We start from the raw sequence: 13,123 nt of genomic DNA, 5'->3' as shown, positions 1-13,123 counted from the left end.
TCGGCCTGGAAGAAAATGAGAGTCATTATCAAATAAATCTGTATCGGGCCTTTTTCATGTCCTCCGCCGACCACTCGCTGCAACACGCCGTGCATACGCTTTATGAGGATCACCACAGTTGGTTGTGTGGCTGGTTGCGCAAGCGGCTCGGCTGCAACCACAGCGCGGCAGATCTGGCCCAGGACACCTTCATTCGTGTGCTCACCCAACGCAAGACCCAGGAGCTACGCGAGCCGCGCGCCTACCTGAGCACCATCGCCCGTAGCCTGATGATCGACATGTTCCGTCGCCGGGCGCTGGAGCAGGCATATCTTGAAACCCTGGCCAACATCCCGGAGCCGGTGGCGGTTTCCCCGGAAACCCGTTCGCTGATCATCGAAACCCTGATGGAAATCGACCGTTTGCTCGACGGTCTGGGTGAGCGCACTCGAGAGATTTTCCTGCTGGCCCAGCTCGATGGCCTGAGCTATGTCGAGATCGGTCGACGTCTTAATGTCTCGGTGACCACGGTGAAGAAACACGCAGTCCGCGCCCTGACGCATTGCCTGTTGCTGATCGAGGACTGAACCGTGGCCCGTGCACAACCGCTGGATTTCGCCACCCTCGAAGCCGCTGCGCGCTGGTATGTCGACTTGCGCGGCGAGGGGCCGGACGATGGCTTGCGCGAAGCGCATCGGCGCTGGCTCGAGCGTGATCCTCGTCATGTGCAGGCGTGGGAGCGCCTCGCACGTTTGCAGGACAAGCTTGGGCAGCTATCTCCCGCCGTCGCTCGCCCGACCCTGGCCAGCGCCCGGGCCAAACGCCGGGACGTGCTCAAGGTGTTGTCGATTCTGTTGATGGCGGGCGCCGCCGGGACACTGGCCTGGAATACCACGCCGCTGCCAACCTTGATGGCCGACCAGCGCACCGGTACCGGTGAACGTCGTCGGGTGCGACTGGACGATGGCAGCCAGCTGCAACTCAACACGGCGACGGCCGTGGACATCCGCTACAGCGCCCACTTGCGTGAAGTCCGTTTGCTGCAAGGCGAAATCCAGATCGAGACAGCGCGTGACGCATCGGCGCGGCCTTTTGTGGTTCATACCGCCGAAGGCAGCATCCGCGCACTGGGCACCCGTTTTGTCGTGCGGCATGACACAGCGCAAACACTGGTCAGTGTGCAGGAACATGCGGTCGAAGTGCGCAGCGCGGTTTTGTCCGGCCCGGCGGTACGCGTCGACGCCGGTCAGCAGGTGAGCTTTCGCCGCGATGCCGTCGACGCCGTGCAGCGAGCTAGCGCGCAATCCGATGCCTGGACCCGCGACATGCTGGTCGTCAATGACTGGCGCCTGGAAGACTTCGTCCGCGAACTGCAGCGCTATCGTCCGGGCCACTTGGGATGTGATCCGGCGGTGGCGGCACTGCGTATCTCTGGCGCTTTTCATCTGACCAGTACCGATACCATTCTGGACAACCTGACGTCGACCTTGCCCGTGCGCATTCGCCGGTTCAGCCGTTACTGGGCCAGTGTGGAGCCGGTCTGAGTGATTAACCGAAAAAAACTTGCCGGAGGGGTTATTGATTTTGATTCTCGTTCGACTTGGTAGTTAGAGGCGCATTTAGACGCTGCCATTGACTGCCACACGGGCGAAAGGAAACTGCATGACCCCTCGCAATTCCCTATTGAGCATTTCTGCAATTGAGCCAACTGTCAGACCCTTGAGTCGCGCCGTGCATGCCGCATTGCTCGGTATGGCGCTGGTCGTCCCGTTGGGCATGGCGATCGTGGCACAACCAGCGTGGGCGCAAACCAGCACTGAAGCCGAATTCGATATCCCGCCAGGTCCGCTGGGCGCGGCATTGACCCAGTTTGCCGGCATCGCCGGGGTGACCGTGTCGTTCGAGCCGGCTTCTGCCAATGGTCAGAGCACCGCGGGGCTGCAAGGGCGTTATTCGGTGGAGGCGGGGCTGCGTCAGTTGCTCGCCGGGAGCAAATTGCAGGCTGTGCGTCACGACAACGGCAGCTATTCGCTATTGCCGTTGGTGGGTGATGGCGCGGCGCTGCAACTGGGGGCCACCAGCATTTCCGGCGCTGTGGTGGAGTCCGCTTACGGCCCGGTGGACGGCTTCGTCGCGACCCGCAGTGCCACGGGCACCAAGACGGACACGCCGATTCTGGAAATCCCGCAGACCATCAACGTGGTCACCGCCGACCAGGTCGAAGCCCAGGGCGCCCGCAACCTGACCCAGGCCTTGCGATACACGCCGGGAGTGAACACGGGCGGTTACACCGACCGCAACTCGATTGCCGATGAAATCACCAGCCGGGGTTTCGCACCGACGCCGCTGTACTTCGATGGCGCATACATCCCTTACGCCGGCAGCCTCGGCGGCGCGCCGCAAATCGATCCCTATACCCTGGAGCGCATCGAAGTGCTCAAGGGGCCGTCGTCGGTACTCTATGGGCAGAACCAGCCCGGCGGGCTGATCAACATGGTCTCCAAGCGTCCGACCACCGAGCAGCGCAGCCAGATCAAACTGGGGGCGGGCAGTTATGACCGGGTCAACGGTGCCTTCGACACCAGCGGCCCGATCGACGAGCAGAAGCAGTTCACCTATCGCCTGATTGGCGTCGCCAACAAGGGTGGCGAACAAGTCGAGCACAACAGCAGTGAACGCATGCTGCTGGCGCCGAGCCTGACCTGGGCGCCGACCGAGGACACCTTCCTGACGGTGCTGGCGCAGGTCCAGCGCGATGACGGCGTGCCCGATTATCAGTCGCTGCCACGGATCGGTTCGCTCAACCGCGGCCCTGACGGCGAGAAAATCAATCGCGACTTTTTCTCCGGTGACACTGACTTCAACGATTACAAACGTGACCAGTACATCTTCGGATATGACTTCAGCCACAACTTCAGCGAAGACCTGAAATACCGCTCCACGGCGCGTTACACCGACGTGCGCGACCGCTACAAGGGCTTTTACCTGCGCAGTTTCGTCACTGATGCCGGCGTGACCGATTACACCCGGGCCAACCGCGCCAAGGTCGACTGGCACCAGCACAACATCGCCTGGACCGTCGATAACAACCTCGAATACACATTCAACACCGGTGCCCTGGAGCACACTACGCTGGCGGGGGTGGACTATCGGCATTTCACCCGCAAGTACGACGGCTACAACGCCAACAACGTGTTGCCGGTCAACCTGTATGGCAAGAACAACTACGACACCAGCAGCGTGACGCCAACGCTCACCACCCAATGGGACAACACCTTGCGCCAGACGGGTGTGTATCTGCAGGACCAGATCAAACTGGACCAGTGGATCCTGACTATCGGTGGCCGCCAGGACTGGGCGGAAATCGACAACAAGGATTTGCTGGCGTCGACCCGTGAATCCAAACGCGACAACAAGTTCACCGGGCGTGTCGGCCTGACCTATGTCACTGATTTCGGCCTGGCGCCCTATGTCAGCTATTCCGAGTCGTTCCTGCCGACAATAGGCACCGGGGCGCCTGAGCGTGGCGGCAAGGCCTTTGAGCCGACCGAGGGTCAGCAATACGAAGTGGGTGTGAAGTACCAGCCGTTCGAGCAGACCCTGATCACCGCATCGGTGTATGAGATCAAACAGAAGAACGTGCTGACCGGCGATGATGACTATCCGGAGTACATGTCCCAGGGCGGAGAGATGCGTTCGCGCGGCGTCGAGCTGGAAGTCAAATCCAGCATCGACAACGTCGATATCCTGGCCGCCGCCAGCTACATGGACTCGTTCTACACCAAGGACACCTGGGGCAACGAAGGCCACCGCAACGAAGCCCAATCGCCGGTTTCAGCGTCAATGTGGATCGACTATCACTTCACCCAGGCCACCCTCAATGGCCTGACCTTTGGCGCCGGCGCGCGCTACACCGGACGCAAGCCGGGGGATGCGGCCAACTCGTTCGACGTACCGTCCTGGGTCGTCTATGACGCTACCGTCAGCTATGACATGGGCAAACTCGACCCAAGCCTGCGTGGTTTGCAAACTCGCCTGAACGTGCAGAACATCTTCGACCGCGAGTACGTGTCGGACTGCAACTACTCGTTCGGTTGCTATTACGGGCAGGAGCGGGTGGCGTCGGCGGAGATGACTTACGACTTCTAATGTTCTTCGCTGCAACTGACTGTGGGAGTGTAGGAGCCGGCTTGCTGGCGATGGCGGTGTATCAGTCAACACAGATGTTGAATTTCAAGCCGCTATCGCCAGCAAGCCGGCTCCTACAGGAAAGGTGACCGCTGCGTTATTGTAAAAATGCAGCGCTCAAATCATCGGCGGCAGTTTGTCGAGCATCTTGTCGAGGGTGATCGGGTAGTCCCGGACGCGAATCCCCGTCGCGTTGTACACCGCATTGGCGATGGCTGCGCTGACTCCGCAGATGCCCAGTTCACCCACGCCCTTGGCTTTCATCGGCGATGAAACCGGATCGTCCTCCTCGAGGAAAATCACTTCCTGATGCGGGATGTCGGCGTGCACCGGCACTTCGTATCCGGCCAGGTCATGGTTGACGAAAAAGCCCAGGCGCTTGTCGACCGCCAGTTCTTCCATCAATGCCGCACCGACGCCCATGGTCATCGCACCGATCACCTGGCTGCGTGCCGAAGTCGGGTTGAGGATGCGCCCGGCAGCACAGACCGCGAGCATTCTCCGCACGCGGGTTTCGCCGGTGGCACTGTCGACGGCGACCTCAACGAAGTGCGCGCCGAACGTCGACTGCTGGAATATTTTACTCAGCTCGGCAAACTCGATCGAATCCTCGGCCACCAGTTCTCCGCCTCGCGCGGCCTCTTGAAGCGGCACACGTCTATCGCCGGTACTGACTTCGCCATCGGCGAATGTCGCCTCGTCCGGTTTCATGCCCAGGCGTTGCGCAACGGCTGCGCGAAGTTTTACGCACGCCGCGTAGACCCCGGACGTCGAACAGTTGCCACCGAACTGGCCACCGGAACCGGCCGACACCGGAAAGCTCGAATCGCCGAGGCGCACCAGCACTTTGTCGAGGGTGACACCCATCATTTCTGCCGCGGTCTGGGCAATGATCGTGTAGCTGCCGGTGCCGATATCGGTCATGTCGGTTTCGACGGTGACGATGCCTTGATCATTCAGGCGAACCCGGGCTCCGGACTTCACCAGCAGGTTGTTGCGAAAGGCGACGGCCATGCCCTGGCCGATCAACCAACGGCCCTCGCGTTGCGCGCCCGGCTGCGCCTGACGACTGCTCCAGCCGAAACGCTCGGTCCCCGTACGCAGGCATTCGATCAAGCGGCGCTGAGAGAAGGACCGTTGCGTGTTCACCGGGTCGACCTGGGTATCATTGAATATGCGAAACTCGACCGGGTCGATCTTGAGCTTTTCCGCCATTTCGTCCATGGCGATTTCCAGCGCCATCATTCCCGGCGCTTCGCCGGGTGCGCGCATGGCGTTGCCCTCCGGCAGGTTGAGGGTCGACAAGCGCATGGACACCCGGCGGTTTTCCCCGGCATACAGCAATTGACTCGGCTGAGAAGCGCGCTCGACCTTGCCACCCGGCAGGTCACCGGACCAGCCTTCGTGGGCCATGGCCGTGATCTTGCCGTCAGCCGTGGCGCCAATGCGGATGCGCTGAATGGTGGCGGGGCGGTGCGTGGAATTGTTGAACATCAGTGGCCGCGCGAGCGCGACCTTCACCGGCCGGCCGGCCAGTCGCGCACCGAGCGCCGCCAACACCGCGTCGCAGCGGATAAACAGCTTGCCGCCGAAACCGCCGCCGATGTACGGCGAGATCAACCGTACATTTTTTTTCGGTATGCCGAGGGTGGTGGCCAGATCGGTCACGGACCAGTCAATCATCTGATTGGAGGTCCACACGGTCAGTTTGTCGCCATCCCACGCAGCCATCGAGGCGAAAGGTTCCATCATGGCGTGGGCCTGATCGGGGGTGGTGTAAGTGGCGTCCAGTTGCACTGGTGCAGCAGCGAACGCACCCTCGAAATCGCCATGCACTGTATCGGGCATTTCCTTGGTCTGTTTGGCCGAATCGCGGGTTGCCGCAAGATCGAACACGCCCTTGGCTCGTACGTAGTTGACCTTGACCAGTTCAGCGGCAGCCCGGGCCTGTTCGAAGGTCTGCGCCACGACCAACGCGACGGCCTGGTGGTAGTGCTCGATTTCAGGCCCGCCGAGTAATTTGGCAGTGTTGTATTTGCCTTTGCCGAGCTTGCCGGCGTTGGCCGCCGTGACAATGGCCAACACCCCCGGCGCCGCTTGGGCAACCTCGAGGTCCATCGAGGCAATACGGCCCTTGGCGATGGCCGAACCGACCACCACGCCATACGCCTGATTCGGCACGGCGGTGTGATGCTCATAGGCGTAGGGTGCCTGGCCGGTGGTTTTCAGTGGGCCTTCGATGCGCGTAGTGGCTTTGCCGATGACCTTCATCTGGTCGATCGGGTTGCTGGTGGCGGGCGTGTCGAATTTCATGCGTGCTCCTTCGCTTGGGCCATCACCGCAGCGAGCGTGCGCTCGACCAGGGTCAGCTTGAAGGCGTTTTCGTGGGTGGGTGTGGCGCCGGCGAGCAGCTTTTCGGTGAATGCTTTCGCGCCTTGGGGCATGACCGACTCCGCGCTCTCGACACGCCACGGCTTGTGCGCCACGCCACCCAGGGCGACGCGTCCGCTGCCGTTGCTCTGGATGATCGCGCCGACAGAAACGAGCGCAAACGCGTAGGACGACCGGTCCCTAACCTTGTGATAAATGTGGGTACCGCCGATCGGCGCTGGCAGGGTGACAGCGGTGATCAATTCATTGGCCATCAGCGTGGTTTCGATGTTCGGTGTGGTGCCGGGCAATCGATGCAAATCGGCCAGGGGAATGACGCGGATAGTGCCGTCGGGTCTCACCGTCTCGACCTCGGCATCGAGCGCGCGCATGGCCACGGCCATGTCGCTGGGATGGGTGGCGATGCAGGCCTTGCTGACTCCAATGATGCCCAGTTGCCGGCTGAAGCCGTCGATGGCCGAGCAGCCGCTGCCGGGCTGGCGCTTGTTGCAGGCCTGATGCGTGTCGTAGAAGTACGGACAGCGTGTGCGTTGCAACAGGTTGCCGCCAGTGGTGGCGACATTGCGCAGTTGCCCCGAGGCGCCGGCGAGCAGGGCGCGGGCAAGCAAGCCGTAATCTTCGCGCACGCGCGGATGGGTGGCGAGATCGGTGTTCCTCACCAGTGCTCCGATGCGCAAGCCACCCTCTGCCGTGCCTTCGATACGGTCGAGGCCGACATCGTTGACATCGATCAGATGCGCGGGGGTTTCGATGTCCAGTTTCATCAGATCCAGCAGATTGGTGCCACCGGCGATGAACCGCGCGTTGCTGACCTGGGCTGCCAGCAACGCCGCTTGAGCCGGGGATTTGGCGCGCAAGTAGGTAAAGGGTCTCATGCGCTGGCCTCCGCGACTTCCGTGATCGCCTCGATGATGTTGGAGTACGCCCCGCAGCGACAGATGTTGCCGCTCATGCGTTCCTGGATTTCACTGGCGATCAGCTGGGGTGGTTTGGTGAGGCTGGGGCTGGCGTGACTGGGAATGCCGTCACGAATTTCTCCCAGCACCGCGACGGCGGAACAGATCTGCCCCGGCGTGCAGTATCCGCATTGGTAGCCGTCGTGCTTGATGAACGCGGCTTGCATGGGGTGCAGCTTTTGCGGCGTGCCGAGGCCTTCGATGGTGGTGATCTTCGAGCCTTCGTGCATGACAGCCAATGTCAGGCACGAATTGATCCGCCTGCCATCGGCGATCACCGTGCAGGCGCCACATTGGCCGTGGTCGCAGCCTTTTTTGCTGCCGGTCAGTTGCAGGTTTTCCCGCAGGGCATCGAGCAGGGTCGTACGGGTGTCCAGGTCGAGGTTGCGTTGTTGGTCATTGACCCAGAACTTCACGGAGGCTTTGACCGGCCGCGCGGCATTGGCGGCGGATGCCTGCGCAGAAATGAACGGCGGCAGTGCCACGCTCGCCGCCGTCACTGCACCCACAATCAGAAATGTACGTCGGGAAATCGTCATCAGGTCTATTCCTTTGCGTAATTTGCGAGTGCAGTGCACTGCGGTACTTTTGCAGTTCACATCAACAAGAGTGACCATCGGATTCAGGAAAAGGTTTATGCGGTTTTCGGCTATAGACTCATGCGCTTAGTTCATGAATCCAGAAATGGCGCGGAACGGGTTAAGATGTCCGCCCGCATCGAACGCTGCACACCGCCCCGGAGCCACCCCCCGCAATGCCCCAGATCACGCACTTCAACACGTCGTGCCCCGAGCACATCAACAGCCAGATCCTGCAGATGGTGGTCGACAACCTGACCGACATCAGCATGGTCGCGATACCGCCGAGCAACCTGCTGTACAACGTCTATCAGTACGCGATTGGCTACGAGGTGCACCTTTATCTGGAAGCGTTGAACGGCGCGAAGGGCATTGATGTGGAGTTGATCGTCGCCACCGATCTTGACGATCCGGACCAGATCATCGGCTTCTTGCTGTACTTGCCGGTCAAGGACGATCCCGAGGCCTGCAGCGTGGCGTACATGGCGGTCCAGGCCGAACATCGGCGCCAGGGCATTGCGCGCCGGATGCTGCGGGAAATGGTCGGCCGTTATCCGCACGCCGAACTGACCTGCGCGGTGGCCAAGGTGCCGTACTTCGAAGCGATGGGTTTTCAGGTGATAGGCGTGCGCGCGACCCAGGTACTGATGAACACCCGTGACCATGGCAGCGACGGCTTGATGGCGCTGCTGGATGTGGCACCGATCTACAGCTCGCTGGAGGTGCGGCAGATTCATACGTATTTGCTGCAAAAACACGGCAAGCGGGCGATGGTCGATGCGGAAAAACAGCGCGACCGGCACCTCGATCAGTTGACGTTCAAGGCCCATGCGTTCGTGCGTGAGCGGTTGGGCGACGACGCAGTGCCGACCAGCGGTCCACGACTGCGCCTGGTCTGATCGAGCTCTCCAGGCATGACATAGCACTCTGTGGGAGCTGGCTTGCCAGCGATGGCGTCCTGACGGCCGACCAATCTCTGCCAGTTGCACTCCAACACCTGTAGGAGCACGGCTTGCCGGCGATGGCGTCCTTGAGATCGCCATCGCGAGCAAGCTTGAACTGGCCTAATAATTCCGGTCACCTCTTAAGGGCGATATGATTTCGCCAACTTGGAGGTTCCATGAACGAAAGAAAGGTCTACACCCGCGAGTTCAAACTGCATGCTGCGAGCATGGTGCTTGATGATAACTGCCCGGTTCCAGAGGTTTGTGCTTCGCTGGATATCGGGCCCACCGCTTTACGGCGCTGGGTTGATCAGGTTCGTAAGGAGCGCGAGGGCCGGTCAGTTGAAGGCACCAAGGCGATTACTGACGATCAGCGCCAAATCCAGGAGCTAAAAGCCAAGATCAAGCGCATGGAGATGGAAGCTGAAATCTTAAAAAAGGCTACCGCTCTCTTGATGTCGGATCCCGATCGTTTCCGATGATCGTAGAGCTAAGAGAGTCATTTCCGACGGCCGTGGTGTGTCGTGTTTTCGGTGTGAAGCGCAGCAGCTTTTATGAGTGGATTCAGCGGCGATCCAAGCCGCGGATCAGACGTGAAGAACTCAGGATGAAAGTCGTTGAGCTGCACAGTGAAAGCCGCGAAGCCATGGGCTCCAGGATGATCAGCGAGGGCCTGAAATCGCAAAATATTGCAGCAGGAAGGAGCCTTGTCCGAGCGCTGATGAGGGAAGCCAACATTGTCAGTAAACAACGCCAGCCGCATCCATTTAGATCCAAAGGCGTGGAGGCATTTGTCGCGCCTAATCGGCTCAAACGCAACTTCAAACCGACTGCAATCGATCAGGTTTGGTGTGGCGACGTTACCAGCCTGATGGTGGGCAAACGCTGGATTCATCTGGCCATCGTGATCGATTTGTATGCTCGCAGGGTCATTGGTTGGGCTTTTTCTCTGGTCAATGACGCCAACCTGGTCAGCAAAGCGCTACGCATGGCGACAGCTGTACGAACGTGCCCTCCAGGGCTGATGTTTCACTCAGACCAAGGATGTCAGTACACCAGTCGCAAGTTTCAAGAAGAACTGACCCGCCACAGCATTGTGCAAAGCATGAGCCATCGGGGACAGTGCTGGGACAACGCTCCAACAGAGCGTTTTTTTGGCACGCTGAAGTCAGAGTGGGTACCTCGCAACGGCTACAGCCTGATCGAGGAGGCAAAAACGGACATGGTGCGTTTCTTCATGTACTACAACCGCACCAGGCTCCACAGCTACAACAACTATCTGTCGCCGATAGCCATGGAGCAAAAAGCGGCATAAACACCGTAATCGGTGTCCGGGATTACTTGACCAGTTCAGCTTTGCTCCTACAGGGGATCTTTATTGGTCAAAAATCCCGATCACACCGGGATCCACAGTGGGAGCTGGCTTGCCAGCGATGACTGAGTATCGGCCGACACATTGATTGACTGACCCACCGCCATCGCTGGCAAGCCAGCTCCCACAGGGTAAAGTGGTGATTCTGGAGGTAAAAAAAGAGCCTCAAAGCTCTTTGATGGGGAGGAAGTAGAGCCATTGAGGCTCAAGATGCGCATGAAGCAAGCGGTGAGCTTGTAGGGGTTCAGTGCACTCACCGCTTACGCAACGGCTTGTTGAGCAAACAAGCGGCTGCGTAAGTTCATCCTAGAAAGACCAAGTGTTTCACTCAAGTACCACTAGTCGTATCCCCCGGCCACCCGGCCCGACGCAGTGCTTGCAGCAACGTTTCGGCATCCAGCCCCGGCACCGCGTGACCATTGCCTTCGGCGGTTTCGGCGGCCAGTACGGCATTGATGATGGCTTCTTCCACGGCTTCGGTCGCGGCCAGGAACAGCTCGCTGATGTGGTCATTGTTGACCATGCACAGACCATCAGTGGTGGCGGCTTTTTTACGCTCGTACGCCGCCGGGGGCACGTGCTGGTTGCCGGTGGCGAAGGCGATGAAGATATCGCCACTGTGGTCTTCATTGCCGCCGCCGGTGCGGGCAAGGCCGAGGCTGGCACGCTGCGCCAGCCGAGTGCACTGGTGCGGCAGCAACGGCGCATCGGTGGCCAGGCAGACGACGATGGAACCCATGCCCGGATGCGGCAACGCGGCCTTGAGAAACGGCGAGTCGACCTGATCCATGTAGCGCCCGACCGGGTAGCCATCGACGCGCAATTCCTGCCGGATGCCGTGGTTGGCCTGCACGATGGCACCCACCGTCCAGCCACCCTGGGCATCGCTCAAGCGCCGCGAGGCGGTGCCGATGCCCCCCTTGAATTCGTGGCAGATCATGCCGCTGCCACCGCCGACATTGCCTTCTGTCACAGGGCCGCTCTTGGCACTGCGCACGGCTTCGGCGACGTGCTCGGGTTTCACGTGAAAGCCGTTGATGTCGTTGAGCAAACCGTCATAGGTTTCCAGCACCACCGGCATGTTCCAGTAGAGCCTGCCGTCGTCTGGTTGCTGCTCACGGTCCACGGCGATCAGCGCATCGCGCACCACGCCCAGGCTATGGGTGTTGGTGAAGGCGATCGGGCTGGTCAGCAAACCGGCCTCGCGGATCCATTCAAGCCCCGTGGCGTCGCCATTGCCATTGAGCACATGGACCCCGGCGAAACACGGTTGCTGGCTGGTGGAACCGGCACGCGGTTCAATCACGGTTACCCCGGTGAGGATGTCGCGACCCTTGGCGGTGCGTCCTCGCACATTGCTGTGGCCGACCCGTACACCGGGCACGTCGGTAATGGCGTTGAGCGGGCCGGGTTGCAGTTGGCCGAATCGAATGTTCAGGTCGCGGGCACGTGGTTTCATCGGTTTTCTCATCTTCAGAAGTCGCGGGTGGAAAGGTGGGGCGTGGGTTATTGACCGTTCTTGACCTTGCTCCAGATCCGCGTCCGTACCCGTTCGGTAGCCGGCGGCAAAGGTTGCAGAGTGAACAAAGTGGCCAGGGCTGCGGCTGACGGGTAGACCGCAGGGTTGTTGCGGGTCGCCTCAGCCACCAGCGCCGTGGCATTGCGGTTGCCATTGGGGTAGTTGAGGTGATTGCTGACCGGGGCGATGACCTCGGCGCGCATCAGGTAATCGATGAAAGCCAACCCTTGTTGGGGATGCGGCGCGTCCTTGAGCAACACCAGCGTGTCGAACCACACCGGCGCGCCTTCCTTGGGCAAGCTGTAGGCGATCTTCACGCCGTTGCCGGCTTGCTCGGCGGTCGCCTTGGCTTCCAGCATCGCGCCAGACCAACCGACCGCCACACAGATGTTGCCGTTGGACAGATCACTGATGAATTTCGACGAATTGAAGTAGGCGATATGCGGGCGCAGTTTGAGCAGCAACGCTTCGGCCTTCTTGTAATCCTCGGGGTTGGTGCTGTTGGGCGGCAGGCCAAGGTAGTGCAGGGCGACCGGGAGCATTTCCGACGGCGAGTCGAGCATCGCCACGCCGCATTCGCCGAGTTTGGCCAGGTTTTCTTCCTTGAACACCAGGTCCCAGGAATCCACCGGCGCTTTGTCGCCAAGTACCGCCCGCACTTTGTCGATGTTGTAGCCGATGCCGTTGGTGCCCCACAGATACGGCACGGCGTACTGGTTACCCGGATCGTTGTGGGCCAGTTTCGCCAGCAGGTCGCTGTCCATGTTCTTGAAATCAGGCATATCAGCGCGGGGCAGCGGCGCCAGGGCACCGGCCTTGATCAGCGTTGGCAGGCTGAAGTTGCTGGCCACCACCACGTCGTAGCCACTGCGGCTGGTCAACAGTTTGCCTTCGAGCACTTCGGCGCTGTCGAAGGTGTCGTAGACGGGCTGGATACCGGTGTCACGCTTGAAGTCATGCAGGGTGTTCGGGCCGATGTAGTCATACCAGTTGTAGACGTGAACGGTTGGGACCTCGGCCGCCACCGCCGACAGCGAAACCGCCAGACAGGCGCCAAACCCCAGATTGAAATGCGAGCGATGACCACTCATGATGCGGCACTCCTGGCCTGCTGCGGCCGGTGATGTTCAGGAGCTTGCAGGGTATCGACGGGGCTGGCCGTTACCCATTCCCATCATGGGTTACTCGAAAGGGGT

11 protein-coding genes are annotated in these 13,123 nt (G+C 60.6%); 6 read left to right on the top strand and 5 right to left on the bottom strand.

The window, feature by feature from the left end; genetic code table 11:
- The first annotated feature begins 56 nt into the window (after positions 1 to 56).
- The 3 genes from D8V06_RS18480 to D8V06_RS18470 all read left to right on the top strand — a co-directional run bounded on the left by D8V06_RS18480 (position 57) and on the right by D8V06_RS18470 (position 4,128).
- Positions 57 to 566, top strand: coding sequence for a sigma-70 family RNA polymerase sigma factor (locus D8V06_RS18480; protein ID WP_056856914.1), 510 nt, complete (start codon positions 57 to 59; stop codon positions 564 to 566).
- Positions 567 to 569: 3 nt separating this feature from the next.
- A complete protein-coding gene (locus tag D8V06_RS18475; RefSeq protein ID WP_130906509.1) occupies positions 570 to 1,523 on the top strand; it encodes a FecR domain-containing protein in 954 nt (317 codons plus the stop codon).
- A gap of 118 nt (positions 1,524 to 1,641) precedes the next feature.
- A complete protein-coding gene (locus D8V06_RS18470; RefSeq protein ID WP_130931493.1) occupies positions 1,642 to 4,128 on the top strand; it encodes a TonB-dependent siderophore receptor in 2,487 nt (828 codons plus the stop codon).
- Between the two features lie 156 nt (positions 4,129 to 4,284).
- On the opposite strand, the gene paoC is transcribed toward D8V06_RS18470, so the two are convergent.
- From paoC to paoA, 3 genes are read right to left on the bottom strand one after another with little or no spacing between them, the layout of a single operon-like run.
- Positions 4,285 to 6,480 (bottom strand): aldehyde oxidoreductase molybdenum-binding subunit PaoC, encoded by a 2,196-nt coding sequence (paoC, locus tag D8V06_RS18465; protein WP_130931492.1) that lies wholly within the window; start codon positions 6,478 to 6,480, stop codon positions 4,285 to 4,287.
- The gene (locus tag D8V06_RS18460; protein ID WP_130931491.1) at positions 6,477 to 7,433 is read right to left on the bottom strand and encodes a xanthine dehydrogenase family protein subunit M; all 957 of its coding nucleotides are present in this window, start codon (positions 7,431 to 7,433) and stop codon (positions 6,477 to 6,479) included. The genes paoC and D8V06_RS18460 overlap by 4 nt, the downstream gene beginning before the upstream one ends.
- The gene (gene paoA / locus D8V06_RS18455; RefSeq protein WP_130904998.1) at positions 7,430 to 8,053 is read right to left on the bottom strand and encodes an aldehyde dehydrogenase iron-sulfur subunit PaoA; all 624 of its coding nucleotides are present in this window, start codon (positions 8,051 to 8,053) and stop codon (positions 7,430 to 7,432) included. The genes D8V06_RS18460 and paoA overlap by 4 nt, the downstream gene beginning before the upstream one ends.
- Before the next feature lie 215 nt (positions 8,054 to 8,268).
- On the opposite strand from paoA, the gene D8V06_RS18450 reads away from it, so the two are divergent.
- The 3 genes from D8V06_RS18450 (at position 8,269) to D8V06_RS18445 (ending at position 10,351) form a co-directional block, all read left to right on the top strand.
- Complete coding sequence (locus tag D8V06_RS18450) at positions 8,269 to 8,991, top strand: GNAT family N-acetyltransferase (protein WP_130931490.1); 723 nt, start codon at positions 8,269 to 8,271, stop codon at positions 8,989 to 8,991.
- 221 nt (positions 8,992 to 9,212) lie between these two features.
- The gene (locus D8V06_RS30885) at positions 9,213 to 9,518 is read left to right on the top strand and encodes an IS3 family transposase (RefSeq protein WP_056855265.1); all 306 of its coding nucleotides are present in this window, start codon (positions 9,213 to 9,215) and stop codon (positions 9,516 to 9,518) included.
- Complete coding sequence (locus tag D8V06_RS18445) at positions 9,515 to 10,351, top strand: IS3 family transposase (protein WP_056855266.1); 837 nt, start codon at positions 9,515 to 9,517, stop codon at positions 10,349 to 10,351. The genes D8V06_RS30885 and D8V06_RS18445 overlap by 4 nt, the downstream gene beginning before the upstream one ends.
- A gap of 385 nt (positions 10,352 to 10,736) precedes the next feature.
- Here the strand turns inward: D8V06_RS18445 and D8V06_RS18440 are convergent, their stop codons facing one another.
- A complete protein-coding gene (locus D8V06_RS18440; protein WP_130931489.1) occupies positions 10,737 to 11,867 on the bottom strand; it encodes a P1 family peptidase in 1,131 nt (376 codons plus the stop codon).
- A gap of 47 nt (positions 11,868 to 11,914) precedes the next feature.
- Positions 11,915 to 13,018: an extracellular solute-binding protein gene (locus tag D8V06_RS18435; RefSeq protein WP_130931488.1), complete on the bottom strand. Its 1,104-nt coding sequence runs from the start codon at positions 13,016 to 13,018 to the stop codon at positions 11,915 to 11,917.
- Positions 13,019 to 13,123 lie beyond the last annotated feature (105 nt).

Source organism: Pseudomonas sp. Sample_24 (assembly GCF_004307605.1).
Taxonomy (GTDB): domain Bacteria; phylum Pseudomonadota; class Gammaproteobacteria; order Pseudomonadales; family Pseudomonadaceae; genus Aquipseudomonas.
The sequence above is the reverse complement of the archived record's forward strand: the minus strand, read 5'-3'. Positions and strand labels throughout refer to the sequence as shown.

Excerpts from the sequence above, each read along its gene's own strand:
- D8V06_RS18470 (WP_130931493.1), top strand. The coding sequence starts at position 1,642 with ATGACCCCTCGCAATTCCCTATTGAGCATTTCTGCAATTGAGCCAACT.
- D8V06_RS18480 (WP_056856914.1), top strand. The coding sequence starts at position 57 with ATGTCCTCCGCCGACCACTCGCTGCAACACGCCGTGCATACGCTTTAT.
- paoC (WP_130931492.1), bottom strand. The coding sequence starts at position 6,480 with ATGAAATTCGACACGCCCGCCACCAGCAACCCGATCGACCAGATGAAG.
- D8V06_RS30885 (WP_056855265.1), top strand. The coding sequence starts at position 9,213 with ATGAACGAAAGAAAGGTCTACACCCGCGAGTTCAAACTGCATGCTGCG.
- D8V06_RS18460 (WP_130931491.1), bottom strand. The coding sequence starts at position 7,433 with ATGAGACCCTTTACCTACTTGCGCGCCAAATCCCCGGCTCAAGCGGCG.
- D8V06_RS18450 (WP_130931490.1), top strand. The coding sequence starts at position 8,269 with ATGCCCCAGATCACGCACTTCAACACGTCGTGCCCCGAGCACATCAAC.
- D8V06_RS18445 (WP_056855266.1), top strand. The coding sequence starts at position 9,515 with ATGATCGTAGAGCTAAGAGAGTCATTTCCGACGGCCGTGGTGTGTCGT.
- D8V06_RS18435 (WP_130931488.1), bottom strand. The coding sequence starts at position 13,018 with ATGAGTGGTCATCGCTCGCATTTCAATCTGGGGTTTGGCGCCTGTCTG.
- D8V06_RS18440 (WP_130931489.1), bottom strand. The coding sequence starts at position 11,867 with ATGAAACCACGTGCCCGCGACCTGAACATTCGATTCGGCCAACTGCAA.
- paoA (WP_130904998.1), bottom strand. The coding sequence starts at position 8,053 with ATGACGATTTCCCGACGTACATTTCTGATTGTGGGTGCAGTGACGGCG.